This is a genomic window from Promicromonospora sp. NFX87 (assembly GCF_048564965.1).
GTDB lineage: Bacteria > Actinomycetota > Actinomycetes > Actinomycetales > Cellulomonadaceae > Promicromonospora.
In genome coordinates this window covers 3827242-3853798 of record NZ_CP183413.1, presented here as the reverse complement: position 1 = coordinate 3853798, position 26557 = coordinate 3827242, and the positions used below count along the sequence as shown (strand labels likewise).

At 68.8% G+C, this 26557-nt stretch carries 25 protein-coding genes; 13 read left to right on the top strand and 12 right to left on the bottom strand.

Translation table 11 applies throughout. The features are described from left to right. Positions 1–55: 55 nt before the first annotated feature. A complete protein-coding gene (locus tag ACNYC2_RS17270) occupies positions 56–763 on the bottom strand; it encodes a VOC family protein (RefSeq protein ID WP_419702971.1) in 708 nt (235 codons plus the stop codon). An 11-nt stretch (positions 764–774) separates the two neighbouring features. Beyond that, the gene (locus tag ACNYC2_RS17265) at positions 775–1410 is read right to left on the bottom strand and encodes a MerR family transcriptional regulator (RefSeq protein ID WP_419707850.1); all 636 of its coding nucleotides are present in this window, start codon (positions 1408–1410) and stop codon (positions 775–777) included. Positions 1411–1512: 102 nt separating this feature from the next. Here ACNYC2_RS17265 and ACNYC2_RS17260 point away from each other — a divergent pair, with 102 nt between their 5' ends. From ACNYC2_RS17260 to ACNYC2_RS17230, 7 genes are all read left to right on the top strand, one after another. Further along, the gene (locus ACNYC2_RS17260) at positions 1513–1965 is read left to right on the top strand and encodes a hypothetical protein (protein ID WP_419702970.1); all 453 of its coding nucleotides are present in this window, start codon (positions 1513–1515) and stop codon (positions 1963–1965) included. After that, positions 1962–3068, top strand: a complete 1107-nt coding sequence (locus ACNYC2_RS17255) for an SMP-30/gluconolactonase/LRE family protein (RefSeq protein ID WP_419702969.1) — start codon at positions 1962–1964, stop codon at positions 3066–3068. Before ACNYC2_RS17260 ends, ACNYC2_RS17255 begins: the two co-directional genes overlap by 4 nt. Before the next feature lie 492 nt (positions 3069–3560). Next, entirely contained in the window at positions 3561–3917 is a 357-nt protein-coding gene (locus tag ACNYC2_RS17250; RefSeq protein WP_419702968.1) for a carboxymuconolactone decarboxylase family protein, read from the top strand. Beyond that, positions 3914–4318 carry a cupin domain-containing protein gene (locus tag ACNYC2_RS17245; protein ID WP_419702967.1) on the top strand — a complete coding sequence of 135 codons (405 nt, stop codon included), beginning with the start codon at positions 3914–3916 and terminating at the stop codon, positions 4316–4318. The genes ACNYC2_RS17250 and ACNYC2_RS17245 overlap by 4 nt, the downstream gene beginning before the upstream one ends. Before the next feature lie 48 nt (positions 4319–4366). Further along, positions 4367–5032, top strand: a complete 666-nt coding sequence (locus ACNYC2_RS17240; RefSeq protein WP_419702966.1) for an SDR family NAD(P)-dependent oxidoreductase — start codon at positions 4367–4369, stop codon at positions 5030–5032. Positions 5033–5088: 56 nt separating this feature from the next. Continuing rightward, positions 5089–5943 carry an aldo/keto reductase gene (locus ACNYC2_RS17235; RefSeq protein ID WP_419702965.1) on the top strand — a complete coding sequence of 285 codons (855 nt, stop codon included), beginning with the start codon at positions 5089–5091 and terminating at the stop codon, positions 5941–5943. A 227-nt stretch (positions 5944–6170) separates the two neighbouring features. Beyond that, positions 6171–6914 (top strand): FAD-binding oxidoreductase, encoded by a 744-nt coding sequence (locus ACNYC2_RS17230; protein WP_419702964.1) that lies wholly within the window; start codon positions 6171–6173, stop codon positions 6912–6914. 18 nt (positions 6915–6932) lie between these two features. Here ACNYC2_RS17230 and ACNYC2_RS17225 read toward each other — a convergent pair whose 3' ends face one another. Continuing rightward, positions 6933–7817: a helix-turn-helix transcriptional regulator gene (locus ACNYC2_RS17225; protein ID WP_419702963.1), complete on the bottom strand. Its 885-nt coding sequence runs from the start codon at positions 7815–7817 to the stop codon at positions 6933–6935. Positions 7818–7957: 140 nt separating this feature from the next. Here ACNYC2_RS17225 and ACNYC2_RS17220 point away from each other — a divergent pair, with 140 nt between their 5' ends. After that, complete coding sequence (locus tag ACNYC2_RS17220) at positions 7958–8692, top strand: SDR family oxidoreductase (protein ID WP_419702962.1); 735 nt, start codon at positions 7958–7960, stop codon at positions 8690–8692. A 33-nt stretch (positions 8693–8725) separates the two neighbouring features. Beyond that, positions 8726–9607 carry an aldo/keto reductase gene (locus ACNYC2_RS17215; RefSeq protein WP_419702961.1) on the top strand — a complete coding sequence of 294 codons (882 nt, stop codon included), beginning with the start codon at positions 8726–8728 and terminating at the stop codon, positions 9605–9607. Positions 9608–9672: 65 nt separating this feature from the next. Here the strand turns inward: ACNYC2_RS17215 and ACNYC2_RS17210 are convergent, their stop codons facing one another. Further along, positions 9673–12978, bottom strand: coding sequence for a family 78 glycoside hydrolase catalytic domain (locus tag ACNYC2_RS17210; RefSeq protein ID WP_419702960.1), 3306 nt, complete (start codon positions 12976–12978; stop codon positions 9673–9675). 138 nt (positions 12979–13116) lie between these two features. Between ACNYC2_RS17210 and ACNYC2_RS17205 the strand changes: the two genes are divergently transcribed. Beyond that, positions 13117–14502, top strand: coding sequence for a sensor histidine kinase (locus tag ACNYC2_RS17205; RefSeq protein ID WP_419702959.1), 1386 nt, complete (start codon positions 13117–13119; stop codon positions 14500–14502). Between the two features lie 697 nt (positions 14503–15199). On the opposite strand, the gene ACNYC2_RS17200 is transcribed toward ACNYC2_RS17205, so the two are convergent. Further along, positions 15200–16498, bottom strand: coding sequence for a S1 family peptidase (locus tag ACNYC2_RS17200; RefSeq protein WP_419702958.1), 1299 nt, complete (start codon positions 16496–16498; stop codon positions 15200–15202). Positions 16499–17821: 1323 nt separating this feature from the next. On the opposite strand from ACNYC2_RS17200, the gene ACNYC2_RS17195 reads away from it, so the two are divergent. Then, positions 17822–20167 carry an AAA family ATPase gene (locus tag ACNYC2_RS17195; protein ID WP_419702957.1) on the top strand — a complete coding sequence of 782 codons (2346 nt, stop codon included), beginning with the start codon at positions 17822–17824 and terminating at the stop codon, positions 20165–20167. Positions 20168–20186: 19 nt separating this feature from the next. Here ACNYC2_RS17195 and ACNYC2_RS17190 read toward each other — a convergent pair whose 3' ends face one another. The 5 genes from ACNYC2_RS17190 to ACNYC2_RS17170 form a co-directional block, all read right to left on the bottom strand. Continuing rightward, a complete protein-coding gene (locus tag ACNYC2_RS17190; protein ID WP_419702956.1) occupies positions 20187–20468 on the bottom strand; it encodes a hypothetical protein in 282 nt (93 codons plus the stop codon). 344 nt (positions 20469–20812) lie between these two features. Then, on the bottom strand, positions 20813–21367 hold the full coding sequence (locus ACNYC2_RS17185; protein WP_419702955.1) for a hypothetical protein: 555 nt from the start codon (positions 21365–21367) through the stop codon (positions 20813–20815). A gap of 67 nt (positions 21368–21434) precedes the next feature. Beyond that, complete coding sequence (locus ACNYC2_RS17180) at positions 21435–22043, bottom strand: DedA family protein (RefSeq protein WP_419702954.1); 609 nt, start codon at positions 22041–22043, stop codon at positions 21435–21437. After that, entirely contained in the window at positions 22043–22690 is a 648-nt protein-coding gene (locus tag ACNYC2_RS17175) for an O-methyltransferase (RefSeq protein WP_419702953.1), read from the bottom strand. The genes ACNYC2_RS17180 and ACNYC2_RS17175 overlap by 1 nt, the downstream gene beginning before the upstream one ends. Positions 22691–23122: 432 nt before the next feature. Next, positions 23123–23488 (bottom strand): winged helix-turn-helix transcriptional regulator, encoded by a 366-nt coding sequence (locus ACNYC2_RS17170; protein ID WP_419702952.1) that lies wholly within the window; start codon positions 23486–23488, stop codon positions 23123–23125. An 88-nt stretch (positions 23489–23576) separates the two neighbouring features. Here ACNYC2_RS17170 and ACNYC2_RS17165 point away from each other — a divergent pair, with 88 nt between their 5' ends. Further along, positions 23577–24392 carry an NAD(P)H-binding protein gene (locus ACNYC2_RS17165; protein ID WP_419702951.1) on the top strand — a complete coding sequence of 272 codons (816 nt, stop codon included), beginning with the start codon at positions 23577–23579 and terminating at the stop codon, positions 24390–24392. A gap of 111 nt (positions 24393–24503) precedes the next feature. Here ACNYC2_RS17165 and ACNYC2_RS17160 read toward each other — a convergent pair whose 3' ends face one another. Both ACNYC2_RS17160 and ACNYC2_RS17155 read right to left on the bottom strand, forming a co-directional pair. Beyond that, positions 24504–25031: a hypothetical protein gene (locus ACNYC2_RS17160; RefSeq protein ID WP_419702950.1), complete on the bottom strand. Its 528-nt coding sequence runs from the start codon at positions 25029–25031 to the stop codon at positions 24504–24506. A gap of 55 nt (positions 25032–25086) precedes the next feature. After that, the gene (locus tag ACNYC2_RS17155; protein ID WP_419702949.1) at positions 25087–25572 is read right to left on the bottom strand and encodes an SRPBCC family protein; all 486 of its coding nucleotides are present in this window, start codon (positions 25570–25572) and stop codon (positions 25087–25089) included. A gap of 45 nt (positions 25573–25617) precedes the next feature. Between ACNYC2_RS17155 and ACNYC2_RS17150 the strand changes: the two genes are divergently transcribed. After that, on the top strand, positions 25618–26517 hold the full coding sequence (locus ACNYC2_RS17150) for a LysR family transcriptional regulator (RefSeq protein WP_419702948.1): 900 nt from the start codon (positions 25618–25620) through the stop codon (positions 26515–26517). Positions 26518–26557 lie beyond the last annotated feature (40 nt).

The following is a 26557-nucleotide window of genomic DNA, read 5'->3' as shown; positions in this document are numbered from 1 at the left end:
GATCGTCGGTGATCCACCTTCTTGCTGGTCGGAGGATCAGTCGGAAACCCAGATCTCAATCCTTCTTCGCAGCAGACACGTCGACGCACAGGACTCCCTTGTTACCGTCCTGGTCGGCGATCACGGTGAGCATGGGCGAGTTGCTGTCATCGGCGACCGTCCCGCCCGCGGCGAGCGCGGCGGCAATCCGTTGCTCGGCGACCTCGGGCGCGACATAGACCTCGACGTGGAACCGCTGAAGCGGGGTCTCGTGCTCCTGGGCGTCCCCGAACCACAGGTTCGGAACCCGTCCTGTCGCATCCCGGATCTCGTCGCTGGGGGACCCGCGGCCCTGGGACTCGGCGCTCCCGGTCAGGAGGGCGGCCCACACCGGGGCGATGGTCGCGGAGTGCGTCGTGTCGAGCCCGAGCTCGATGTGACTGACCGAAGCGGGCTGGGCGTCGATCTCGTGGTCGGCGGCGATCTCGGTGATCCGTCGCGCGAGGTCGATGTCCTGATGGGTCACCCATTCGACGACATGTTCGGTGCCCTCCGCGTCGCGGTAGACGGCGTCATCGCTGACCAGCTTGAGATCGACGTACCCCTTGCCGATCGACACGCGCGGGTGGTGGCCGAGCGTGTCGCCCGCCTCGCCGACCGCGACGACGAACCGTGCGCCGGCGCCGAAGTCGTCAACCACGTAGCGGGCATGCAGTCCCTGGGCTAGCTTGCGCCAGTCGGTCAGGTCGGCCGCGGCGATCTGTGCACCGGTCAGCATGTCCATGGACGAAGACACTAGTCCGCGGACCTGTCGGGTGTCAGGCGCTCGGCGACGGCGGACTCCTGTGCCAGGCGTCGCAGGGCGGAGAGGACCGCGTCACCGAGCACGGTCGCCGCGATGACGGCCTCGGCGCGGGCCTCTTCGCCGTCGAGGGCGAGGAGCTCGTCGGTCTCCCGCCGCGCCAGGGTGTCGGCGGCGGCCGCGTAGGAGTCGAGGGCCGCGAGGAGCTCGTCGCGGCCGATCTCCTGCAGGGTCACGAGGGCGGAGGCGAGGGCAGCCCGCGCGGGGTTGTGGTCCCGTACCTGCCAGCCCTGCCGCGCGATGAGGTCGTTCACCCGCTCCACCGCGTCCGGCGGCAGGTCCGCGCCGGCGGGGCCCCGACCGACGGACAGGCCGTACTGCACCTGGCCGAGGACGCCGAACTCGTTGCCGGACTTGGCCGCCATGGCCGAGATCACGCCCTTCGCGGCTTCCACCGAGAGCCCGCCGACCTCGAGCAACGCTCGCACCAGGCGGAGCCGGCGGACGTGCGAGTCGTCGTACGCCGCCTGGTTGGGGCTCGTGAAGTGCCCCGGGGCAAGGAGGCCCTCACGCAGGTAGTACCGGATCGTGGGGGCGGGGACGCCGCTTCGCTCGCTCAACTCAGCCATCCGCATGGGCCCACCCTACCTTCGAGAGAAGCACAGATACATGTAGTGCTACTACATGTATCTGTGCTACACATGAGGCCTCGGTTCTCGAAGGAGGAGCTCATGGCCGTCCCCGCCCGTCTCTCGTCCCCTGGTTCGACACCTGATGCGATACCACCCCGGTCACCGTGGCCGCTCCGGATCACCCTGGGAGCGATCGAGGTGCTGACGATGACTCCCGCGCTCGCGCTGATCTCGCCCGGGCAGCTCGCCGGGTACGGCGTGACGTCACCCGACCTGGTGGTGACCACGCTGCTGCAGCACCGAGGTGCGCTTCAGCTCGCGCTCGGGGCGGCGATCGTCTGGGCGGGCTTCGACAGCCGGGTCCGCGTACCGATCGTCCTCGCCGCGACCTTCACCAAGGGTGTCGGGGTGCTGCTCACCGTCACGCGGCCGGAGGTCTTCACCGCGTCGTCGGGCAATGTCGGCCTCTGGTTCGACATGGCCTGCCTCGTGGTTCTCCCGGCGGTCGCGGTCATGACCTTGCGTCGCCAGCGTCTCGAGCGCACGCGATGAACACGACCGCACGGCGCCGCCGTGGGTGGGTGATCGCGGTCGCCGTGGTCGTCGCCGTGCCGGTCGTCGGACTGGCGGTGTTCCTCCTGGCAGTCCCCGCGCCGGTGGACGGGTTCGACCCCGAACCGTGGCGGCCGGGGCCGAGTGTCGAACTTCCCGAGGACATCACGACGTCCGTTCGGGTGGAGGACTTCACGACCGAGCCGATCCACGGCCCGGAGGACATCGTGACGGACGCCGACGGGAACCTGTACACCGGCGACCGCGGCGGCGTCATCTGGCGGTACACGGCCACGGGCGGCGGGCCGGTCAGGTTCGCCGAGCCCGGCGGGCGTCCGCTCGGGCTGGCCTTCGCCCCCGACGGGCGGCTCGTCGTGGCCAACCACGGCCTCGGCCTGCAGGCCGTCAGCCCTGACGGTGATGTCGAGACGCTGGTCGACGAGGTCGCCGGGGACCGAATCCTCTTCGCGAACGACCTCGACATCAGCGAGACCGGCGTCGTCTACTTCAGCGACTCCAGCTTCCGCTACAACACCACGACCCTCGGCGCGGAGTCCTCGTCGTACCTCCTCCCGGACGCGATCGACGGGCGGGCCTCCGGACGCCTGCTGTCGTACGATCTCGTCACCGGGCGCAGCGAGGTCCTGCTCGACGGTGTCCACTTCCCCAACGGGGTCGCGCTGACCGACGACGGCTCGGCGCTGTGGGTCGCCGAGTCCAACCGCTACCGGGTGTTCGAGTACGACCTCGCCACCGGCGCCACCGGGACCGTCTACGAGGACCTGCCGGGTACCCCCGACAACATCGACCGTGACGCGGACGGGCGCATGCTGCTGGCGATCTACGAGCGCAACCCCGCCCTGGACAACCTCGTGCTGCCCTACGCGGTCTCGCGCCAGGTCCTGATCCGGCTCCCCACCGACCTCTTCGTCAACGAGGAGGACCCGCTCAGCGGTGCCGTCCTCCTCGCGCGCGACGACGGCACCGCGGTCCACTACCTCACCGGCCTGACTCCCGCCGCCACCAGTGTCTACCCCGACGGCGACCGCTGGTACCTGGGCGCGCTCCTGGGCCAGCCGGTCCGATGGATGCCGGCGCCGTGAACGCGGACACGAGCACGCCGAAAGGCAACGGGCCCGCGTCGTTCGAGCGCGGCCACTCGGGCACACGACGCCAGCGGGTCCCATCGCCCGTCCCATGAGGTGATCGAGACCGCACGCTCAGCACGTCACGCACGCCCTTCTCGACGTCAACTCAGCGTTGAGCGACGCGGCGGTTCTGCATGGATTGCAGAAGGCGTCGACATGGTGCGGGGCAAGCGTGTGACTGTCTGAATCGGAAGACGACGCTCGAATCTGTCCTTGACACGAGCGGCTCGGCGATAGGGCGCCGAGGTTCGTGGGAGCACGGCGTAGGCAGCATGCTGCCCACAGGGGGCACGACAGAACCTCCCACGCGCATCCGGACCGACGTACGTTGAAGAGAGCCGACCTGCTCGGTCTTGATGTCTCCGTAGCCTCGGGCCACGCTCCACCTGCCAGACATCAAGAGCGTTCGGCAACGTCGGAACGAATTGAGGAAGCAAGGAGCAGCACATGACAGACCCAGCATCTACACCGTCGGACTCGGCCGCGTTCAGACTGGTCGGTGACCTCTCACCCAAGCTGGCGCAGCTGACCGACGACGTGCTCTTCGGCGACGTGTGGGAGCGCGTCGGGCTGAACAAGCGGGACCGGAGCCTGGCGACCATCTCGACGCTGGTCGCGACGGGAGCGTTCGAGCAGCTGCGGTCCCACATCGCGATCGGGCTGGGCAACGGGCTGACGCGAGACGAGATCGTCGAGACGATCGTGCATCTGGCGTTCTACGCGGGCTGGCCCAAGGCGATGTCGTCGATCGGGGTCGCCCGCGAGGTCTTCCAGGCCCAGGACGCGACCGAGGAGGCCCGATGAGCACCCGGATCCAGCCGAAGACACCGACCGCCAAGGGCCCCGCCGAGTGGTTCACGGGCGACGTGTACTTCAATGCGTACTACGCGGGTCAGGAGCCGTCCCGGTCGCGGCTCAACCTCGTGCGGTTCACGCCCGGTGCGCACACCGCCTGGCACAAGCACGCCGTCGGGCAGACGCTGCACGTGACCGAAGGCCTCGGATACGTGCAGAGCCGTGGCGAGGAGCTGATCGAGCTGCACCCGGGCGACACGGTCTACACGCCCGCGGGGGAGTGGCACTGGCACGGCGCGACAGCTGGCAACTTCATGTGCCACCTCGCGATGTGGGAGGCACCCAGCCCCGGTTCGGACGAGCCCGAGACCACCTGGGGCGACCTCCTGACCGGCGAGTACCCCGGCTGACCAACTGTCGCCCTCTGCCCTACCCACCGCCGAACTCAGGAGAACTCCATGTCACACACCTTCGCCGTCATCGGTGCTGGACCCGGCCTCGGCGCCGCCGTCGCGCGACGCTTCGGGCGCGAAGGCTTCCACGTCGCGCTCGTGGCCCGCACCCAGGAGAAGGTCGACACCCTGGCCACAGAGCTCCGACGCGAGGGCATCGAGGCTGCAGGTTTCGCCGCCGACGTCCGCGACCGGGCAGCTCTCACGACAGCGCTCACAGCAGCGGCAGAACAGCTCGGACCGATCGAGGCGGTGCAGTACAGCCCCGTTCCGGCGCGCGAGTTTATGAAGTCACTGCTCGAGACCACCCCGGAAGACTTGGCGGGCCCGCTCGAGTTCTCCGTGCTCGGACCCGTGGCTGTCGTCCAGCACGTGCTACCCGGCATGCGTGAACTGGGCCGCGGTACCTTCCTGTTCGTCAACGGAGCCAGTGCTGTGCGCCCGCGCGGCGCAGTGACCGGCACCTCCGTGGCCTTCGCCGGAGAGAGCGCCTACGCGCAACTGCTCCACGACGAGCTGGCCGGCTCCGGCATCCATGTGGGCCAGCTCATCATCCCGCGCGGCATCGGCGGGGGAGAGCCCTCGCACGAGCCCGACGCGCTCGCGGACAGGCTGTGGGAGATCCACAGTGAACGTGGCCCGTTCCGGACCTACGCCGCGAACCTCGACTGACATTCGTCTCGCGCGTGCTACCTGGCGAGCGCGCATATCAAAGGAGCGCAGATCTGATGGCCTTGAACGAGACATACACGCTGTCGAACGACGTCCGCATCCCGAAGCTCGGCCTCGGCACGTGGTTCATCGACGACGACAAGTCCGCCGAAGCAGTGCGGGCCGCGATATCGATCGGGTACCGCAACATCGACACCGCGCAGGCCTACGGCAACGAGCGCGGAGTGGGCGAAGGGGTCCGGATGAGCGGCGTCCCGCGTGAGGATCTGTTCGTGTCCACGAAGCTCGCGGCCGAGATCAAGGACTACGACGGAGCGGTCGCGGCGATCGACGGCTCGCTCGCCACGCTGGGTCTCGACTACATCGACCTGATGCTGATCCACAGCCCGCAGCCCTGGGACGACTTCCGCGGCGGGGACTACGCCGAGGGCAACCGTGCGGCGTGGCGCGCCCTGGAGGAGGCATACGAATCGGGCAAGGTGCGCTCGATCGGCGTGTCGAACTTCGAGGAGGCCGACCTTGAGAACATCCTCGGTTCGGCCACGGTGAAGCCCCATGTCAATCAGCTGCTCGTCCACGCAGGGAATACTCCCGCCGAGCTGATCGCCTACTGCGGGAGCAACGACATTCTGGTCGAGGCGTACTCGCCCATCGCGCACGGTGAGATCCTCCGGAACCCCGACGTCCAGGCGATCGCCGACCGGTACGGCGTGACTGTTCCGCAGCTGTGCATCCGCTACACCGTGCAACTGGGCACCGTGTCCCTGCCCAAGACCGCCAACCCCGAGCACATGCGCAGCAACGCGGAGATCGACTTCTCGATCTCCGAGGAAGACATGGCGGCGCTGCGCGACCTACGCGCTCAGGACTACGGGGAGCACAGTGTCTTCCCGGTCTACAGCGGCAAGTAGCACCGACACGGGCGGTCGGTTGTCGCGCGTCGCTCGGGCCGCGCAGTGCGTCTAACTCCAGGAACTCCTTGGGTGCGAAGGCCTCGCTCTCGCTGAGAGACGTCCAGCGACGTCTGGATACGGGAGCCACGGGAATCCGCCCGAGGCTCTGACCAGTCAGAACGGGCTTGACCTGGTCGGACGGCCATCACCCCAGAAGTCACACGGAGAAGTACTTCGGCTTCATCATGCTCCTCGACCTGTACACGGTGACGGTGCTGGGCATCTACTTCTGGAAGAAGTGGATCGCACCCGACGGCTACCTGGCCGGAACGGTCGTGAGCAACGAGGCGCGCGGGCGATCGACCCGCCGCATATTGGTGGGACTCGACGCGACGGCGGTGAACGTCCGGCCCGGGGACTTCTTCTTCCTCCAGTTCGAGGACTCGGCAGCAGTGAGTCGGGAGTGGCACCCGTTCTCGGTCACGGACGACGACCGGGACACCCTGAGCTTCACTGTTCGTCAGCGTGGAGACTTCACGCGGCGCGTCGGTGGCGTCCGGGAGGGCCCCCGGGTGCGGCTGGAGGGACCGTTCGGTCGTTTCGAATCGATCGTCCGGAAGCACGACGAGGATGCGCCCCTCGTGCTCATCGGGATGGGCGCCGGCGTCGCGCCGCTGCTCAGCCTCATGGCCGGCCACCACACCAGGCGAAGGATCCACGTGCTGTGGGCTGTGCGCCGTCCGGAAGACGCGTACTACCGGGACGTCCTCGCGCAGTACCAGCTCGCATCCGGGCGCCGCATGCAGGTGACGATCAAGGTCGGACGGTTTCGCCGCCAGTACCTCGACGGTCTGCTCCCGACGCCAGTCCTCAGGACGGGGGCGTTCTTCGTCGTGGGTCCCAACCCGGCCGTGCTGGCGACCCAGCGTCTCCTGCGCCAGATGGGTGTCCCTGCGCGGCGGATCCATCAGGAACGCCTCACGATGTGAGCAACGCGCGAGCCGGCTTCACTCTTCCGTGACGAGGCTGCGGGACGACTCGGCCCGGCTCGCGGCAAGGCTCCCGAGGAGCTTCATGCGCTCCTCGGTCGGCGAGCCGGCCGCGGTCGTGAAGACGAACAGCGTCCAGCCGGGGTCGCTCGGCAGGACCGTTCCCTCGTAGACGAACTCCAGGTCACCGACGTCCGGGTGGTGGATCCGCTTGGTTCCGGTGTCGTGGTAGCGGACGTCGTGCGCGGACCAGCGGTACCGGAACGCGTCGCTGCGCGTCACGAGCTCGCCGATGGTGTCCGTGAGGCCCTTGTCGTGGGGATTGCGCCCGGCCGCCGAACGGAGCGACGAGACCGTGTTGTCCGCACCCTGTTCCCAGTCCGGGTAGAAGTTGCGGGAGCCCGGGCTGAGGAACATGTACCGGGGCATGTTGCGCCCCACCGAGGGGTCGTCCAGCATCGGCGCGAGCAGCGCCCGGCCGAGCTGGTTGGTGGCCAGGATGTCCCCGCGCTGGTCGGCGATCCACGCCGGCGCCTCGGTGACCGCGTCGAGGAACCGCTGGAGCGAGGGGCGGACCGTCGTCCGCGCCGTCGGGCGCCTGCGGCGCCGGGCCGCCGATGCCGGTGCGGACGCGCGGGCGAGGTCGTTGAGGTGTGCCGTCTCGGCGTCGTCCAGATGGAGCGCCCGTGCGAGCGCGTCGAGCACCTCGGCGGAGACCCCGGCGAGACTCCCGCGTTCCATCTTCGCGTAGTAGTCGACGCTCATGCCCGCGAGCATCGCGACCTCCTCGCGCCGCAGCCCGGGCACCCGGCGGCGGATGCCGCCGATGATCCCGGCCTGCTCCGGGGTGATCCGTTCCCGTCGGGTGCGCAGAAACTCCCGTATCTCGGTCTTGCTGTCCATGCCATCCACGGTACGACCCGGGCCGAAGCGGAAGGAGTGACGGCCAGTACACGGATAAGCCGTCACTCCCGCGGCCGCTCGCGCGGTGCTGTGCTGGTGGCACCGGAACGAACACCACCATCACGAAAGACCACACCACCATGAGTGACTCCCAGAACCGCAGCCGCGTCGCCGTCATCACTGGCGCCTCCTCCGGCATCGGCGCGGCGACCGCCCGCTCCCTCCACGCAGCGGGCTACCGCGTCGCGCTCCTCGCGCGACGCGTGGACCGGATCGAAGCGCTCGCCGCCGAGCTCGGCGACGGCGCCGTCGCGATCGAGGCGGACGTGACCGACCGCGACGCGCTCGTCGCGGCCGCCGCTCGGGTGGAGCAGGAGCTCGGCACAGCCGACGTCCTGGTCAACAACGCCGGAATCATGCTGCTTGGCCCGTTCTCGTCAGGACAGCGCGAGGACTACCGAGCCATGATCGAGGTCAACCTCCTCGGGGCGATCACAACCACGGAGGTCTTCCTCGACCAGATCAAGGACGGGGGTGGCGACATCGTCAACATCTCCTCCGTGGCCGGGCGCGTCTCCGGCCCCGGCAGCGGCGTCTACTCCGCCTCCAAGTGGGGCGTCAACGGGTGGTCCGAGTCGCTCCGCCAGGAGCTGCTACCGGCGGTGCGGGTCACCCTCATCGAGCCCGGCATTGTCGCCACCGAGCTGCCCACGCACATCACCCACGAGGCCACTCGCACGGGAGTGCAGCAGGCCTACGACGTGGCCACGGTCACCGCCGAAGACGTCGCGGAGGTCATCACCTTCACGCTCGGGCGCCCGCGCCACCTGGCCATCAACGAGATCATGCTCCGCCCCGCGGACCAGGCCCTCTGACGACCCTGCCAACAAGAAAGCTGGAGAACCGCAATGTCTGATGCCACCCTGACCCTCAACAACGCCGTCGAGCTCCCACCGATCGGCCTCGGCGTCTTCCAGACGCCGCCCGACGCCACCACGTCCGCCGTCGAGGAGGCGCTCCGAATCGGCTATCGCCACGTCGACACCGCCGCGGCTTACGGGAACGAGCGCGAGGTCGGCGAAGGGATCCGCCGGTCCGGTGTCGCCCGCGAAGAGGTGTTCGTCGAGACCAAGCTCTGGATCAGCGACTACGGCTACGACGCCGCCCTGCACGCGTTCGACAAGAGCGCCGGCAAGCTCGGCGTCGAGCAGATCGACCTGCTCCTGCTGCACCAGCCGCTGACGAGCCGGTTCGACCTCACCCTCGACGCGTACCGCGCGCTCGAGACGCTCCTGTCGGACGGCAGGGTCCGCGCGATCGGCGTCAGCAACTTCATGCCCGAGGTGCTGACGCGCCTGCTGGACGAGACGTCGGTAGTGCCGGCCGTCAACCAGGTCGAGCTGCACCCTTACTTCCAACAGAAGGAACTGCAGGCTCTGCACGCCCAGCACGGCATCCTGACCCAGGCGTGGTCGCCCATCGGCGGCATCACGAGCTACGGCGGCGGGGAGAAGAGCACGTTCGACGACCCGACGCTGGTCGAGATCGCCCGCGAGCACGGGAAGTCGCCGGCACAGGTAATGCTGCGCTGGCACCTGCAGGAAGGGCGGTCCGCGATCCCGAAGTCGGTCAAGGCAGTACGGATTGCCGAGAACTTCGGGGTCTTCGACTTCGAGCTCTCCCCGGAGCAGCTCGCCGCCATCGACGGGCTCGACACGGGCGTGCGCGGCGGCCCGGACCCCGACTCCATCACACTGGAGAACTACGGGATGCCCATTCCCGAGGCGTGACGCGGGCGCAAACTCGCTGTGTGCCGGTCGCCCCGTCTCGGGGCGACCGGCACACAGCTTTCCTGCTACTCCGCCGCGCCCGGTGTCTGGTGCCCCGTCGTCTCGGACGCCACGAACGTGAAGTGCCCCGAGCCGACCGAGTAGACCGCGTACTCGCCGTCGACGCGCTCGAAGGTCGCACGGGGCGGCGTCCGGAGTGCCCGCTCCCCGCCCGTCGGGACCCAGACCTCGGCGGTCGTGTTCGCCGGCACCTCGACGGTGAGCTCGAACCGCCCGTCCGACCTCTTCCACGCACTGGCGGCTGTCCCGCGCGGCGTCTCGAAGCTGCCCCTGACGTGGGTGAGGTCGCCGACGGGCTTGGGCTGGAAGACGAGCTCGCCGTAGCCGGTAGTGCCCTCGGCGGCGCGGATGCCGACGAGGCCGGTCTGGAACCACTCGACGATCTGGGCGAGGATCATGTGGTTCTTCGAGCTGCCACGGGTCCACCGTTCACCGATGGTGGTGAAGCCGCCGGGGTTCTCGACCGTCGAAGCCATGAAGTGACCGTAGCTGGGCTCGGTGTCCTGCTGGACGACGTCCCACAGCAGCTCGTCGTTGCCGGTCGCGGTGAGCTGGCGCACGGTGGCGGCGAGGCCGATGGTGCCGGCGCTGAAGTGCGGGCCGTCACCGTTCGGGTGGAATTCCTCGACCGCCGCGACCAGCCGCGCCGTCACCGACTCCCGGTACTGCTCCGGCACCAGCCCTGCGTCGAGGGCGAGCGCCTGGGCGGCCTGGGTCGCGCCGGTCGTGCCGGCGTCGCCGTCGGCCGTGTAGTGGCCGAGCGTGGTGTTGAGGAAGGTCTCGTTGTACGCGGTCTTGATGTCGGCGGCGAGCTGCGTGTACCTCGCGGCGTCCTCGTCGTGGCCCGTCAGGTCCGCCATCATCGCCATCTTGGTGACCATGACGTAGTAGCCCCACGTGCCGGTGATGCGGCCGGAGGTCTGCTCGGCGGCGACCCAGTCGGCCAGGGCCGCGTTGACGATGTGCTCGCCTCCGCCGGTGCCGGCCTTCTCCCGCTGGATGTAGTCGACGAAGTCGACCATCCGGTCGTAGTAGCGCGTCATGGTCTCGGTGTCGCCGTAGTACTCGTAGAGGAACGCCGGCACGAGCACGATGCCGTTGCCCCAGTTGATCTCGTCGCCGAACTGGCCGGTGTAGCCCCAGTCGTACACGGGCGTCTTGAGGGCGACGTTCCCGAACATCGGCGTGTCTGCGACCGACTGGCCCTCCACCAGGTGCCGGGCAGTGGTGCGCAGGTAGGCGTCCAGCTCGAAGGTGCGGTGGATGCCGCCCATCGGCATGGTGTAGTCCGCCGGGTAGGAGAGCTTCTCCCGGCCGGGGCAGTCGGTGAACACCGACATGAAGTTTCCCGCGAACGAGTAGTGCACCATCTCGTTGATGCGGTTGAGCCGCTCGCTGGAGGAGCGGAACGTGTTCACGTCGGGTGCGTCGGCCTGCAGCCGGACGCCGGTCACGATCTCCGGTGCTGGTGTGAAGCCCGTGGGCAGTCCCTCGATCTGCACCCACTGCATGCCGAAGTAGTTGAACCTCGGGTGGTTCACCTCGCCGCCGCGGAGCCCGGCGGTGGTGTAGGTGTTGAACAGGTCTGCGCCCCGGCCGCCCGGGCCGAGGGAGGACTGGTTGACGGTCCCGTCGGCGTTGAGGGACTCGGCCGGCTTGACCTTGATGACGGTGCCCGCGGGCAGATTCGGCAGCCTGAGCTCCGGCCAGCCGACGATGTTCTGCCCGAGGTCGAACACCCACACACCGTCGCGCGGGCTGGTCACGCTGACCGGGGTGAAGCGCTCGCGTTCCACGATCGGCTCGGCGTCACGGGCCACGAGCCGGGTGGTGAGGTTGGGTGGCGGGGCGATCCCCGCGGCGGTCCAGTTCGCCGGGCTCCCGTCGCGCCGGGTGGCGGACGGCGTGAGGTCCGCGCCGGGCCGGTCCCAGCCCACCGGCTCGCGGCGGGCGTCGTAGTCCGACCCCGAGTACCAGGCATCGGTGACCAGCGGTCCGGAGGCCGCCCGCCACGAGCGGTCGGTGACGATCGTCGTCGCCGTCCCGTCGGTGTACCGCACCTCGATCCGCCCGATGAACCGCGGCGTCACCGCCGCACCCGCGCTCGGGTCGCTGGCCGCGAGGTTGTTGCCGGAGCCGGTCACGGCCGCGCCAGCCCCGTGGCCGGTCGTGAGCGCCGGCTCGAACGAGATGCCCGTGCCGTCCGGGCCGGCGGTGCCGATCGTGGTGATGCGCCGGGACTCGAGCCGCTCCCCACCGTCTCCGGTGTCGATGTTGATAGTGCCGCCCACGTGGTAGCCGGTCACCGAGCTGACCAGGACGCCGGTCGCTCCCGCCGCAACGTCGGCGGCGAGGGTGCCGGATCCCTTGAGCTGGCTCTGCCACCAGGAGTACGGAGAGGTGCGGCCGACGGCGGGGTTGGTGACGCTGCGGCGGACGTAGGCGGGTCCGTTGCCGAGCGCGACGCCGACGGCGTTCTCGCCGCGTGCGAGGTGCCGGGTGACGTCGTAGGTGCGGTACTCGCTGGAGAGCTGGTAGTTCGAGTTGCCCGGCGCGAGCACCTCGTTGGTGATCTGCCGGCCGTTGGCCGTCGCGTGGTGCAGGCCGACCCCGGAGAGGTACAGCGTCGCTGCTGCGACCCGCTTGCGGGCGGGTACCTCGAACTGGCGGGCGAAGATCGGCAGAGGGTCGGACTCGGCGCGCCCCGCCTGCTCGATCCAGCGTGCCTCGCCCCAGTCGTCCTGGTCGAGCAAGCCCACGCTGAACGATTCCGGCTGGCTCCACGCGGTGCGCTGGTTCAGCGCGTCCCAGACGCGAACCCGCCAGACGACCGTGTCGCGCGAGGCGAGCTCGACGCCGAACGGGACGTTGGCCTGGGCGTCCGACTCGACCCGGCCGGAGGTCCAGATCAGTTTTCCCGATTCGAGAGCTCGCCGGGACGTCGCGGCCTCGACCTCGTAGGCAATCTGCCGGTCGAGCGCGCAGACGCCGTGGGCCGCCACGCCGGAGCAGGGGTCGCCGCGTCGGTTGTCCGCGGTCATCTTCCAGCCCAGGCCCGGTCGCGAGGTGCCGATCCCGAGCGGTGCGTCGGTGCGCCCGTCCACGCTCAGGTCGACGATCTGGACTGCGCTCGGCCTGTTCCCAAGAAGGGACGGTGGGGCGGCGGTCGCGGCCGGGGGAGCGATCAGGGCCAGCACGACCACAGCGATCGCCGGAGCCCGCAGGCGCCGCCGGACGGACAGCCGAGGTCGAGACGAACGTCGTCCCGTGAAGCGAGCGACGATGTGATGGAACCACGGTGCTGTCGACATTCCACACTCCCTTGTGTGTCATGGACGGGCTGAATCGATTCATTCCAGGGGTAATGAACACGGTCGACCCGGGCGAGGGACGGATGTGCGACCACGGTATGACGCGGCCGCGCAGCTGTTTCACGTACCCTGACCTGCATGGGGTGGTACGAGCGGTGGGCGCTCTGGTCTGACGGGCATCGATTCGCGATGGACCTCGGCACAACCCTGCTGGCAGCCCTGGTTGCGGTCGCCGGGTCACTGATCGTCTTCGCCGACCAGTACGACGCGCGGTGGATCGTCATTGCCTCCATCCTCGTGCTTGCGCCGCTGTCCTGGAGCCGCACACGCCCCTTCGCATCCGCTACGGCGGTCTTCGTCGCCTGCATGGTGCAGCTCTGGGTGTTCGACATCCCCTACCTCATCGCCGATCTGGGCGTCATCATGTCGCTGTACTGCGTCACGGTGTACGGCTCTCGGCGGGCCTATCTGGCGGCCTGCGGCATGGCCGTGTCCGGCTCGGTGGCTCTCGGGCTCTCGTTTTCCCCGTCCCTGCACAGCCTGATCACGATCATCCCTACGTGGGCGATCCTCGCCTCGTCCTTCGCCTTCGGGCTCGTGCGGCGCTCGCGTCGGACGATGTTCGAGGCCATGCGAGACCGCACCGAGCGCCTCAAGATCGAGCGCGACCAGCAGGCCCAGATCGCCACGGCCGCCGAGCGTTCCCGCATCGCGCGCGAGATGCACGACATCGTCGCCCACTCCCTGTCGGTGGTCATAGCCCAGGCCGACGGCGGGCGGTACGTCGCGCCGGTCGATCCCGCCGCCACTGCGCGGTCCCTCGGAACGATCGCCGAGACGGGCCGCGCTGCCCTTGCCGACATGCGCCGGCTGCTCGGCGTGCTGCGGGACGACCAGCCCGGCAGCGCAATTCCGCCAGGCCTTGTGGCGCAGCCGGGCGTTCCACGCCGCACCATGGCGACGGCCGGACTGGCCTCGGGCGCGGGCACCAGCGGCACTGTGGGGGCGGCTGCCGGGCGGGAAAGCGTCCGGCAAGAGGCTTTGGCGCCGTCGGGCGGAGCTGCGCCCTTGCGGCCTCAGCCCGACACGGCTGACCTGGGCGATCTGGTGGACCAGGCCCGCGACGACGGCCTTCGGGTTTCCTTCGCTCGGGTGGGTGTCGAGCGGCGTCTTCCTCCCGGCGTCGGGCTCACCCTGTACCGGGTGTGCCAGGAGTCGCTCACCAACGTGCGCAAGCACGCCGGCCCGCGGCCCGCCGTCACCATCCTTGTGCGCTGGGGCGAGGACCAGGTGGAGCTGCGCGTGGACGACCAGGGGCGCGGGCTGGCCGCCGACGCGCCCGGCTCCGACGCGGCGCCGCCGGCCGTCGGCTACGGTCTGCTCGGCATGCGTGAGCGTGCAGAGATGTTCGGCGGTACGCTCACGGATGTTCGGCGGTACGCTCACGGCCGGACCGCGCCAGGGTGGCGGATTCTCCGTGCAGTTGGTGGTGCCCATCCCGCGGGCGTCCAACGCGCTGCCTGACCGCGACCAGTAGAGGTCCGCTTGTGCCCGATCGGGTCGCCACGAACGCCCATCGTGCGAGCTCGGACGTCTGTGGGACGGCCCTGCCCAGCCGCTCGCGGAGCCGCAGGCCGGCGACGAACCGGGTGGGTGCGCCCAGGCGGTCGAGGACGGCGCGATGTCGGCGCGCGCGGTCCGGACGCTCACTCCGAGCTTCCGCGCGATCTGCGGCCTTGCTGGCGGGCGAGTTCCTCATCGTCGCGTGCGTCTGAGCGATACACCGGTCGCCTCTCCCGGGATGGCTCATGGCCGGGGCTGCCTTTTTCGCGGTCATGACCTGGTACCCGATCGCGCGGTCGACGCAGCACCTGATCGTGCCGGCCGAGAACCCGGCCCGGGTAGAGCGAGCCCACCGGGTGGCGAGGCGGCCGCCACCGGGCAGGCTTCCAAGGAGAAGACGCAGCCCGGCGTGGAAGGGGAGAGGGACCGTGCCGTGGAGCTCACCGGTGCTTCGGTCGCGGCGCTCCGTCCGCGTGCCGACATGCCAGACGTCGACGCCTACGGCCAGTGGCTCGTCGGGATTGCCGAGCATGTCGCGAAGGCCACAGGGTCCAGGGATGGTGGGTTCTTCAGCAGGAGGCCAAGCTCTCGCGGGCTGAGCGGGAGTTCATCGAGCGGCTCGCGGCCGCGGTCGGGCAATGACCGCGGCCGCTAGGAGTTAGCCGGTGTGGACGCGGACGTTGGCCTCCCTCTCCACTTCGGCGACTCCTTGGAAGATGGCTCGGTGGCACTGGTCGTCCTCGACCGGTTTGCCCCAGACCCCGGTGTGGATACCGCGCGCCTTGTGGTTGGAGTAGATGGCGCCGCCGCTGTCCCCCGGGCCATGGCAGTAGTGCGCACGCGCCCAGCCGCCCGTTCCGCCGAGATTGAGCTCGACGACGTCGCCGCACGACGTGCCTGTCGTCCTTCCCGAGAGGCAGACCCTGGTTCCTACGGGGCTCGTCTCCGTTGCAGTGATCGTGTAGGACTCGTTCGGAACGGTGTCAGCGGAGTCGTAGACCCTGACCCAGTTGCGGGGTGCCCAGCCGCTGACGTTGTTGATCGTCACGATGCCCCAGTCGTCATTGTTGCTGTCGTTCCGGTTGTGCATGTGCCCGACCCGGTGGTACATGCCGGTCTTCGGCTGGTAGACGTCGAAGACGTGGTCGACGTACCCGCAGTGGCCGGCGGTCATCATGTACCAGTTGCCGTCGCTGACGCTGCGAGCGTTGAACGCCGTCGAGCAGTCACCGCCCGAGGTGTTCACCGTATGGAAGTTGATCCCGCCGCGCAGGGGCGCATCGCAGGTGCGCGGGCTCAGCATGCAGGCCTCGTTGTGGATCGTGGTCGCGTCGATGCTTGAGTCCACGGTCAAGCGGGACCCGAGGGATTCCTGCAGGGACTGGACGACCGTCGAAGCCGAACGGACAGCGAGCACCGTGTCGGGAGCGTAGAGAACGTTCCGGTTCTCTGATGGCCTTGTCGCGATGCCGGCGACCGGACCGGCCTGGCCGGACAGGTAACTGATCTGCTTGGTTGCGTCCTCGAGCTCCGCGAGGTCCTCGGTGAGCTGGGCCCAGGTGTTCTGGACCGGGACGATTGTCGTGGCTTCGCTGATCCCGGCGGCGTCGACCGCTTCTTGTGTCTCGGATGTCGAACCGACGACGCCGATCTTGACCTGGCCGCCCTCGGCCTGGTCGATCCAGAGGCCACCGAAGTGCTCGGCATCCTCGACCGCGAGCCTGTCGTGGAGTTCGATCGCGGCTTCCTGCCAACCGATGCGGGCCTGGGCCTCCTCGATCGAGATGTCGAACTCGGCGGCCAGCGACGTGACCGCGGGGTCGGTGGGATCGGCGAGATAGCCGACCGGAACCCTGGGATCTGATGATGTCCCCGATGCGGCGCTCGGACTCGCGAGCGCCATCACCAGGGTCGCAGCCGCGGCGGACACGACGACGGCGACCTTTGTTTTGCGCATACCTGCTCCTCGACATCGTGTTTGGTCGGAGTGCTCGGAGTGTCTGCGTACTCGGGCAGGACCTCACAGGTGTGTTCCGGTCGATACCCGGCAACCGTACGGAGACCGGGCATATCGGCGATGAACATCGAGTGAAATCCTTGACCGTCCGGACCGCGCCTGGTGGGGCGGAACGAAGTTGACGAGACAGCGATCGCTCAGACGTCGGGACTTGGCACGGACGAGCTGCGCGTGGCACTTACCGCGCTGGAGAGGGACAGGCTGGTCGTCCAGGTGCCGAGCGCACCGGGAACCTCGACGGACGGTCGTTGGACGGCCGGGCGTAGGCGTACGCCCACCTGGTCGAGGCCGCCCTGGCGGCCGATGGGATGCTCAAGTCGCGGGTGCAGCACCTGATCGAACCGGCTGTACCGGTCGGCGAGCGGACCGACGTGCCCGCCACCGCCCACATGTGCGGATGCTGGTCGAGCGTGCCCAGGCTGATCCGCCCGACTGGCTTGCCAACTCCGTCTGAGGCCTGCGACAGGAGCCGACGCTCAGCTCAGTGCCGTAGCGTCATCGGCGGCGGACACCGCGAAGCAGGTGATCAGCTGGTACATCTCCGCTCGTCCCTAGCAGCAGCGTCAGTTCGTCACGGGAGTGCTCCGGGCGGGGGGAGCGGCGTGTGGTCCACGACTTCGCAGTACTCCCGGCGGGTGACGCCGCGTGCCTGGCGGCAGCCCGTGGTTACTGGGATGCCGTGGCGGCCACGAGTTACCCATGCAACGCGGAGACGGCGGCGCTGGTCGAGGTGTCCCTGCGGCAGCGCCGCATCGTGACGCTCATGCTCACCAGTTCCTCGGACGAGCAGATCGCCGGCAAGCTCGGCGTGAGCGTTCGGACCGTGCGGGGGGGACATCGCTGCCGTTCTCAGCGTGCTGGACGCGCCCACGCGCTTCGTCGCCGGTCTTCGGCTCCGTGAGCGCCTCGGCGTTCCTGCTCCAGGGCCACCGGATTCGGTGCGCTAACCCAACGCCGTTCGGTCGGACGTCGTTTGTCGGTGCATCGTCGCGGGCGCCGATCTTTCGTAGTGGGTCACCAAGGGTGTCTTCGTGGCTTGCCGAAGAGGACGAGCGTGCGCACCTCCGGCACGCCGGATTCCTTCAGTGACTTGGAGCAGGGGATAGGCGTCCTCCTTCGTGCATACCAGACAGTGGTCTCGCATCGAGGCCGCGCGCCGCCCAGGAATTCGTCTCGCCTCTTGTCATGCGGGAATTTCATGCGCTACGTACTCTTCCTTCTGGAACACACCCGAAAGTCAGGTATCCGCGGAAAGGGGCCGTCGTGGCTCAGCAGGACGTTCCTTCCACACCGGTGTCCTCGGAGGGTGTTGCAAATGAATCGGCTGGCAAAGGCAGCGGCGCGCTGGACATCGGCGTCCACGGGCGCGACCGTGAATGCCGGGCGATCGGTGTGTTCGCAACAGACCTGGACTCGACGACACTTGTGGTGAGCGGCCTGAGCGGCACAGGAAAGACCTCGACAGTGCTTGCCGCTATGCGCGGTAGTGGTGTCCAGGAGTCGGTAGTGCGGCTGGTGCGCTCCTGTTCGTCCCGGCCGTACGCGCAGGTGCTGGCCGGCGGGCCGTGGCTCGATCTGTCGAGCTGGGTGGTGTCAGCCGGCGAGCAGTTCGAGCTTGACCCGGAGGGGCTGCTGGAGGCCCTCGAAACGGATCTTTCGACCGCGCGGCAGGACACTCGTCGTGTCTTGTTTGTCGATGACGTCGAAGTGCTCACACCTGACCGTGTCGGATGGTTGCAGCGACTGGCCGACCTGGCGTACGAGTGTGGTTGGCGTGTGATCGTCGCGGTCCGGCACGTCCCGCAGGATCGGTTGCCGGACGACATCCAGGTTCTCGCCCTCGGGCCGCTGGACGACGCGTCACTGCGTGCGGTCCTGGAAGAGGGGCTTCGAATGCCGGTCGCGAAGGACGTCGTGGCGCGACTGCGCTGGTGGAGCTCGGGTAATCCTCGCATTGCACTCGAGCTCAGCGGTGGTCTCAGTCCCGCTCAGCTGCGCGGCAGCACCGAGTGGGCCGGGCCGGGTCGTGTGGGTCGCGCTGCGCGGCGGGCCTATCGGGTGCTGCTGGACGGCCTCGATGTGCCCGAGCTCTCCGCACTTGCGCGAGCCACCGAGCACCCCCTGCTCGCGGTGCTGTGCCGGGAGATGGACGGCGGCTCGGAAGATTCCGCCGAGACGAGCATCGCGGACGACGAGGTCGATCTTCCCGGGGCGGTAGAAGCGGCACTGGACGCGCTTCATCTCGAGGACCTGGCGGGCATCTCAGCAGCCATGGTCACGCCGCGGGTCACGGCGGGCGTGGTCGGCGTCGCGCTCCTGACCGGGACCACGCTGATGACCGGGAGGGCCGGCGAGCGCTTCCTGAGACAGATGAGCACCGCGTGGACCGACCAGATCTGGTGGCGAGAACCCGCCGCCGTGGACGACGCGACGCGTGCTGCCGGTGCCCGCGTCGTCGTGGCCCTGATCGTCCTGGAGTGCACCGGCATTCTGATAGACCCCGTCGGTCTTCGCCGCGACCTCGCTCTGATCGACCTGGCGCCCGACCCGCACTGGGTCGGGCTCTGTATCCGGGTGCGGAGCCGCCTGCTGCTGGGCGAGCCGTTCGAGGCACGGAAGCTCCTGGAGGACCCGATCGGTGGGACTTCGGGTCGGTCGGTCGCGGAGATCGTGGCCAGAGACCTCGCGGGCGCGAGTGTCGCGCTCGCCGAAGGCCGCCCGGCGACTGCGGACGAGCATCTGTCGCACGCCGCGCAGCTGCGGCCCGGTATCGACAACTGGTTGCCGGTGCTGGGGCTGCGCGCAGTGACGGCGGCGTTGCTGGACGGGCAGGTGCCGACCGATCGCCTGCCCTCGACCGACGCCTGGTCGGTGCGGGCGGCGGGGGAGTTCGCCGTGAGCCTCGGAGTGGCACATCTTGCCGTCGGGCAGCCAGTGCAGGCTGCCGAGTTTCTGGGCACCGGGCTCGAACGCTGCGCTTGGTCATACTGGGGCCGGGCGCAGGCCCGGGCAGACCTGGTCGAGGCCGCCCTGGCTGCCGACGGCGTGCTCAAGCCGCGGGTGCAGCGCCTGATCGAACCGGCCGTACCGGTCGAGGAGCGGACCGACGTCCCCGCCGCCGCGGCGCATGCGCGGATGCTGGCCGTCCTGCGTGGCGCGAAGGCCCCGGCCGACCTTGAGGAATGGCTTCCCGCTCTGCGATCGCCGGTACCGCCATGGTTGCGGCTGCGGTCGCTGACCATCTACGGGCAGCACCTGCTGCTGGTACACGGCGACCGTGAGGCGTCCCGGCGAGTCCTGCGCGAGGCGCGATATCTCGCGAGCCTCGCCGGGGTGCCCGGTTGGCGGGCGGCCGTCGACGCACTGCTCGCTGGGTACACCCGTAGCCGGCCGGGCTGGGAACGCCTGAGTGATGACGAGCGCGCCCTTGTTCGGCTGGCCGTGCAGGGCGCGACCAGCGCGCAGGTCGCCGACGTGGTCTACCTCTCCGTGCGGTCGGTGGCCAACCGCTTCCGTCAGATCTACGAGCTGGTGCAGGTCCGAGACCGCAGGGAGCTGGTCGAGCGTGCCCAGGCCGATCCGCCCGACTGGCTTGCCGACTCCGTCTGAGCCATGGGAGTCGGCCGGTTCAGCTCAGCGCTATGGCATCAGCGGCCGCGGTCACCGCGAAACGGTTGATCAGCTGGTACATCTCTGTCCGTTCGTAGACCTGGCGGCCGAGCAGCAGCGCCAGTTCGTCGCGGGCATGCGCCGGGCAGTAGGCGCGGATCTCCGCAGCCTCGAACAAGTCCCATGACGGCATCATGTTCGACATGCACCCAGTACGGGCGAAGACCGCGGCTGTGGCGAGGTCGTCGAAGAATGCCCAGCGGTCTCCGACGTCGACGGCGGCCCCGCGCAACACGCTCACTCCGGGAGCGTTCTGTGCCGGGGGAAGCGGTGCGTGATCCAGGACCGTGCTGTACTCACCGGGATCCGACCGTGCAGGGGATCCGGGATACCGGCTGGAGCCTGGGCAGCTCAGCGCTCCGAGCTCGTGGTCAATGGCGGACAGTGGCATGAGGGTCACCAGAGGGGTCCTTCAAGGGTCGACGGCGTGATCGCGGCACGGCGAAACTGCCCGAGGGCGACCTTTTCGGCAGGGCTCTGGAGCACGTTCCACGTTAGCGGCAATTGGGGCAATTCGCGCGTTTTGGGCGCGGGGTGATGCCTGGGGTCGAGCGGTGAGCGGGCACTCACGTTCAACGCTTGAGTTCAGCTGGTGGATACCAGGCTGTCGGGCTTGAACTCGGTCCAGTCGACAGATGAGCTCAGTAGGTCGGTCAGGCCGATTTTTCTGACCGGGACATCTTGGTCCGAGATTGCGGTCTCGGCGTCGCTGTCCCAGGTGTCGGTCGTTGCGACCACGAGCCGTCCGGTGAACGGTGCTTTGCCCGACGCCGAGAGAAATTTCTCGATGTCTTTTTTCGGCAGCGGTGAATCCGGGTCGTGGAATACGCACCGGACTGCCGACAGGTCGCCGGTTTCCTGCTTGCGGGCGACCAGATCGACCCAGGCCTTGTCGCCCTCGCCGTCCGGCCACTGCTCCCACGTCCATACCTCGTCGAACTCCGCCGACCATAAGGTGTCGGTCCTGAGGAATTCCCTCACGAGGCCCTCGAACTTACGATCACGGTCTGCCTCGGAGGTGGACCTGAACAGGAAGTCGTCGAGGAGAGCGCCAAGTGTTGTCACACGGAAATCATGCCAAGAACCGATCCCGGACGGACGGGCAAGAGGCAAGGTGTGCACTTGCTTGCGTTGCTGCATGCGCGAGTCCTGTGGACCATTGCCCGCGCTGGCGAGGTACGTCGAGGCGGTGGTGTCCAGGTCCTGACTAGGTGGCCTCGATGGTGGATGCGCGACGAGCGCGGATCCGGTGGACGATTTCGATCAGGCCGCTCAGCATGAGTGCCAGGCCGATCCCGACACCGATGGCCAGCAGTTCGTTGTCCTGGAAGAGAGAGCCGCCGACATAGCCGGCAAGCGTGCGGTAGCTGCTCCACGCGAGCGCGGCGACGGCCGTGTAGCCCATGTACGTGACGATCGGGTACCGAACCAGACCCGCGCTGAGCGTCGGCAGGAATCGGAGGGGCAGGAACCGCGTCGAGACCAGGAAGAAGCCCCCACGGGCCTCCAGCTGGCGAGCGACCCAGTCGTGGGCCGTCCTGCGCTTCGTGCCCTCGGGCAGCCGCTTCAGCAGGCGGGGGCCGAACAACCTCCCGACGAGGTACGGGAACATATCGCCGAGAAATACCCCGAGTGTGACGCTGGCGACGACGAGGGCCAGATTCGTCTCACCGAGCGCGGCGTAGACGCCGGCCAGGACGATCACCGGTTCGCTCGGCACCACGGGTAGGAACGCGTCCAGCACGGAGATCCCGATCAGGACGAGATAGAGCCACGGTGAGCTGATCAACGACTCGGCGAGCTGTAGCCAGTCCATCAGAGGACCTCGGCCATCGAGTGCGTCGCGACCGAGATCTCGACGTCCTTGTCGAGATCGAGGGACATGAAGCGACCTGAGCTGCGGACGTGGTCGAGGTAGTCCGGAGCGCCATGGGCGTTGTCCGCCACGAGCAGCGATCCGGCGTCCAGGCGGGGCTCGAGCAGCCGGGCGATCTTGAGGTAGAGACTGCCGGCTCCGTCGAGGAACACGAGATCGATACTGTCGGGCAGGTCCCGCGCCAACGTCTCGACGGCGTCGCCCTCGCGGATCTCGACGATGTCGGACAGATGGGCCTCCGCGATGCTCGCACGCGCGGCGGCCACCTTCCCCGGCTCGAACTCCGTGCCGATCAGTCGGCCCCCGCCGTTGTCCCGGAGGGCGGCACCCAGGTGGAGGGTCGATATCCCGAACGACGTCCCGAACTCGACGATCGACCGAGCTCCCCGCGTGCGCGCGAGGATGTACAGCAGCGTTGCAGTTCGGCGGGACACCGCGAGGTGGATGTCCTTCGCCTTCGCGTAGAGCGCGCGATAGTCCAGCGTGTTCCCACGCCATGCCTCCAGCTCCTGCGGCGACAGATCGGCGAGGCGCGCCCGGAATACCGCCTTCGACGCCTCTGCGTCGACGTACAGCTTCTCGATCACGGCTGACACAGGATCTGATGTGAGCGCAGTACTCATTCTGGCCTCCAGCACGACGGGGACGGGTGGCGGCGCCAACGTTAGGAGGGAAAGCGAACTTGCATCAAGTGCATGTTGGTGAAGGGGTGGGTTACCCGGGTGCAATTTACTGGGGTTGGCGCGAACTGACGGCCCCGGCTCAGGCCTTGGGGGACAGGTGTCCAGGGGAGCAGGTCAAGCGGTGCATCCGGGTCTGCAGGTCGGTACGTCGTACTGCGCGCACGCCGGGATCGAGGACGAGAACGCTTGACGGAGAGGGGGTGGGAATCGATGTCGACGGCCGGGCCGTGGCCTGGTGTGGACGAGCGCGCAGGACAACGAGGGGACCGGGTATCTGCTTCTCGACGGCCGGATGTATCGGCTGCCCAAGCGGGCTAAGGCGCGCGCGTTCCCGTCTCACGCGGGCGGTTCGGTGTGGTCCTCGATCCAGTCGAGCATGGTGGCGAGGTGGCCGCGAAGCCCGCTGCCGAGGGGCGTCAGGCCGTAGGTGACCTGGGGCGGCGAGGTCGGCTCGACCTTGCGCCAGACCAGGCCGTCCTTCGCCAGGTTCCGGAGCGTCTGGGACAGCATCTTCTCGCTGATGCCCTCGATGTGGTTGCGTAGCTCGTAGAAGCGCAGCGGCTGCTCCTGGAGCCTGAGCAGGACCCAGACACCCCAGCGACTCGTCACATGGTCGAGCAGCTGCCGTGCCGAACAGTCGGTGTGAAACGGGTCACGATGCCTGGTCGTCCCGGGCTGCCCTTCCAAGATTCCGGTGCTCATGTCAGGACCTTACTTCGAGGTACGTCCTTTCGAGAAGTAAGTGCCTTTCCTAGAGTCTGCCGCGTACCTGACTCTGGAAGGAATTGTCATGATCGTAGTCACCGGATCCACCGGCAACATCGGGCGCCCGCTGCTCGATGCGCTCACCGCTGCGGGAGAGTCCGTCACCGCCGTGTCCCGCAACCCGATCGAGGTCCCGGACGGCGCCCGGCACTTCGCGGGGAGCCTCGCCGCCCCGGACAGCCTGGAGCCCGCCATCCGGGGCGCGGACCGGATGTTCCTCATGGTTCCCGACCCGGCGCTGCCGGTGGCGAGGATCGTCGAGACTGCGCGCGCCGCCGGCGTCGGCCGCATCGTCCTGCTGTCCTCCCAGCGCGCGCAGTCGAGGCGGGACCCTGTCCTGACGGACATGGAACGGACGGTCACCGAGGCCGTCCCGGAGTGGACGGTGCTGCGTCCGGGAGGCTTCGCCTCCAACGCGCTGCTATGGGCCGGTTCGGTCCGTTCCAGCAGGACGGTCCGAGCACCATTCGGCGACGTCGGGCTACCGCCGATCGACCCGGCCGACATCGCCGCCGCGGCCGCGGCGGCTCTGCTGGGCGACACCCATCTCGGCCGGACCTACACGCTGAACGGCCCGACCGCGGTGACGCCGCGCGAGCAGGTCGCCGCGATCGGCGCCGCGCTCGGGGAGGCGGTCGAGTACGTCGAACAGACCCGCGAGCAGGCGTTCGCCGAGCTGTCGCGGATCTGGCCGCCCGCCGTCGTCGACAAGACCCTCGACGCGCTCGGTACCCCGACCGACGACGAGCGCGAGCCCTCGCCCGACACCGCGCTGGCACTGGGCCGTGCCCCGCGTAACTTTACCGACTGGGTCGCCCGTAACATCGACGCCTTCCGGTAGACCCGCGAATCGCGCGTCTCGCCGCAACGCGCAGTGCCGGTCTGAAGGCGATGCGCCCGTCACCCCAGGAGGTGACGGGCGCATCGTCGTCCGCGCCCTCGGCCGCGGCGGCTACTTGCGGGCCCTGCCCCACGGCTTGAACACCGAGAGCACCATCGCGAAGCTCAGCAGGGCCAGGGCGGTGGTGGCAAGGAACGCGACGAACCAGATGTCCTGCAACGGCTGTTCGCCCGTCGATAGCTCCGTGATCGGTCCGAGGAACGCGACCAGCAGCACGCAGGCGACGACGTTGAGGACCAGCTTCACGGCGACCCACCAGTAGCGGACGAGACCCCACTTGGTCGCGAGGCCGAGAACGACACCGGTGGCGAGGCAGACGACTCCCGCGACGAGAGCCGCGACCAGCAGGGGAACCACGAAGAAGTCCGCAAGTGCCTGGTACACCTCGGCGCGGTCGCCGCCCGCGCGCAGCCAGCCGATCGCCACCAGGGCGACGGAGACGATGTCGATGCCGAGCCAGACGCCCGCCGACGCGACGTGCGTGACCAGGATGCTCTTGCGCAGTGCGGTCGGGATGTGCCAGAGGGCTCGGTTTGCCCTTGCAGCCGGGGTGGCTCGGGGAGCGGTGAGCGTGGTCATTGTTGTCCTTGTCTACGGATGCGAGGGGGGCGGTCGACGTCCGAGCGGGATCGGCTCACTCGACGGTGCGGGCCAGGATGCCGAGGGTCGCGCGCAGCGCGGACTCCCCGACGGTCGGGAAGGAGATCTTGCCGCGATAGCGCGGGTCGATCTGGCTCCAGTCGTAGTAGGAGCGGACAAGGGTTCCGGTGCCGAGCGGTTCGAGGCGGTAGCCGTAGCGGTGTCCGACCGGTACTTCGGTCCGTGCGGACAGGACGGTCCATTCCAGGTGGCTGTTCGTCTCGTAGCGGGTGATGAGCACGGTGACGTCGTACTTGCCGATCGGCGCGTCGTTGAGTGCCTCGCGGTCCATGTGGACGACGAACTCGTCTCCGACTGCTTCGACGAGCTTGCCGTCGGCGGCCTGGAGCATGCCGGAGCTGTCGATGGCGACGTGCCCCCGCGGTTCTGTCAGGAGCGCGAACACCTTCTCGGGCGGTGCGGCCACACTGCGGGACACCTCAAGACGTTCTGTGCTCTTGACGGACAGCTTTTCGCTCATGGGGTCCTCCGGGTGCTGATCGGTGCGGAACTAGGATCTGGTCTCGTGCGATGGGACCTGAATCTGCTGACAGTGCTGGACGCTCTGCTCGAAGAGGGCAGCGTGATGGGCGCGGCCGACCGGCTGCACCTGTCCTCACCTGCGGTCAGTCGCACCCTCGGCCGCCTTCGCGCTGTCACCGGGGACGACATCCTGGTGCGTACGGGGCACTCGATGGTTCCCACGCCGTACGCTCTGTCGGTCCGGGAGGACGTGCACCGGCTGGTCCGGCAGGCGCACGAGCTGCTGTCGCCGGTCCGCGAGCTGGATCTCGCCGCGCTGGAGCGCACGTTCACGATCCAGTGCCACGACGCGTTGGCCGCGTCGCTGGTACCGGTGCTGGTCGGGCGCATCCAGCAGCACGCTCCAGGGGTGCAGCTGCGGATACTCGCGGAGAAGCCCGTCGACACCGACGACCTACGACAGGGCCGCGTCGATCTCGAGCTGGGTGGCGACACGCCTCGTCTGCCCGAGTTCCGGTCCGAGCCGCTCGGCAAGGATCGGCTCGTCGTTGCGATGCGCGCGGGCCACCCCTGTGCCTCCGGTCTCGACCTGGCCGGCTACGCGGCGTACCCGCACGTGGTGATCTCACGGCGTGGCCGTCTCGCCGCGCCGATCGACGACGCCCTGGCCGCCGAAGGCTTGCGTCGCCGTGTCGTCGCGGCGGTGGCCACGGTGTCCACCGCCCTGCAGATCGCCGCCCGCGGCGACATGCTGGTCACCTGTACGGCGAGCCTCGGCCGCCCGCTCATGGAGGTGTTCGGACTTGTTGCCCGGCCGTTGCCGATCGAGGCCCCGGCGGCCACGATCAACAGCATCTGGCACCAGCGCTACGACTCCGACCCCGCCCACGCCTGGCTCCGCGAGCAGGTCCGGGCGTCGCTCGAGGAGATCACCGGTCCCTGACGGCTCCGCCAGCGGCAGTGCTACGGCACCGGGAAACCTG

Bases quoted from the DNA above. Each gene is read 5' to 3' on its own strand.
- ACNYC2_RS17270 (WP_419702971.1), bottom strand. From the start codon at position 763: ATGGACATGCTGACCGGTGCACAGATCGCCGCGGCCGACCTGACCGAC.
- ACNYC2_RS17265 (WP_419707850.1), bottom strand. From the start codon at position 1,410: ATGGCTGAGTTGAGCGAGCGAAGCGGCGTCCCCGCCCCCACGATCCGG.
- ACNYC2_RS17260 (WP_419702970.1), top strand. From the start codon at position 1,513: ATGGCCGTCCCCGCCCGTCTCTCGTCCCCTGGTTCGACACCTGATGCG.
- ACNYC2_RS17255 (WP_419702969.1), top strand. From the start codon at position 1,962: ATGAACACGACCGCACGGCGCCGCCGTGGGTGGGTGATCGCGGTCGCC.
- ACNYC2_RS17250 (WP_419702968.1), top strand. From the start codon at position 3,561: ATGACAGACCCAGCATCTACACCGTCGGACTCGGCCGCGTTCAGACTG.
- ACNYC2_RS17245 (WP_419702967.1), top strand. From the start codon at position 3,914: ATGAGCACCCGGATCCAGCCGAAGACACCGACCGCCAAGGGCCCCGCC.
- ACNYC2_RS17240 (WP_419702966.1), top strand. From the start codon at position 4,367: ATGTCACACACCTTCGCCGTCATCGGTGCTGGACCCGGCCTCGGCGCC.
- ACNYC2_RS17235 (WP_419702965.1), top strand. From the start codon at position 5,089: ATGGCCTTGAACGAGACATACACGCTGTCGAACGACGTCCGCATCCCG.
- ACNYC2_RS17230 (WP_419702964.1), top strand. From the start codon at position 6,171: ATGCTCCTCGACCTGTACACGGTGACGGTGCTGGGCATCTACTTCTGG.
- ACNYC2_RS17225 (WP_419702963.1), bottom strand. From the start codon at position 7,817: ATGGACAGCAAGACCGAGATACGGGAGTTTCTGCGCACCCGACGGGAA.
- ACNYC2_RS17220 (WP_419702962.1), top strand. From the start codon at position 7,958: ATGAGTGACTCCCAGAACCGCAGCCGCGTCGCCGTCATCACTGGCGCC.
- ACNYC2_RS17215 (WP_419702961.1), top strand. From the start codon at position 8,726: ATGTCTGATGCCACCCTGACCCTCAACAACGCCGTCGAGCTCCCACCG.
- ACNYC2_RS17210 (WP_419702960.1), bottom strand. From the start codon at position 12,978: ATGTCGACAGCACCGTGGTTCCATCACATCGTCGCTCGCTTCACGGGA.
- ACNYC2_RS17205 (WP_419702959.1), top strand. From the start codon at position 13,117: ATGGGGTGGTACGAGCGGTGGGCGCTCTGGTCTGACGGGCATCGATTC.
- ACNYC2_RS17200 (WP_419702958.1), bottom strand. From the start codon at position 16,498: ATGCGCAAAACAAAGGTCGCCGTCGTCGTGTCCGCCGCGGCTGCGACC.
- ACNYC2_RS17185 (WP_419702955.1), bottom strand. From the start codon at position 21,367: ATGCAGCAACGCAAGCAAGTGCACACCTTGCCTCTTGCCCGTCCGTCC.
- ACNYC2_RS17180 (WP_419702954.1), bottom strand. From the start codon at position 22,043: ATGGACTGGCTACAGCTCGCCGAGTCGTTGATCAGCTCACCGTGGCTC.
- ACNYC2_RS17170 (WP_419702952.1), bottom strand. From the start codon at position 23,488: ATGAGCACCGGAATCTTGGAAGGGCAGCCCGGGACGACCAGGCATCGT.
- ACNYC2_RS17165 (WP_419702951.1), top strand. From the start codon at position 23,577: ATGATCGTAGTCACCGGATCCACCGGCAACATCGGGCGCCCGCTGCTC.
- ACNYC2_RS17160 (WP_419702950.1), bottom strand. From the start codon at position 25,031: ATGACCACGCTCACCGCTCCCCGAGCCACCCCGGCTGCAAGGGCAAAC.
- ACNYC2_RS17155 (WP_419702949.1), bottom strand. From the start codon at position 25,572: ATGAGCGAAAAGCTGTCCGTCAAGAGCACAGAACGTCTTGAGGTGTCC.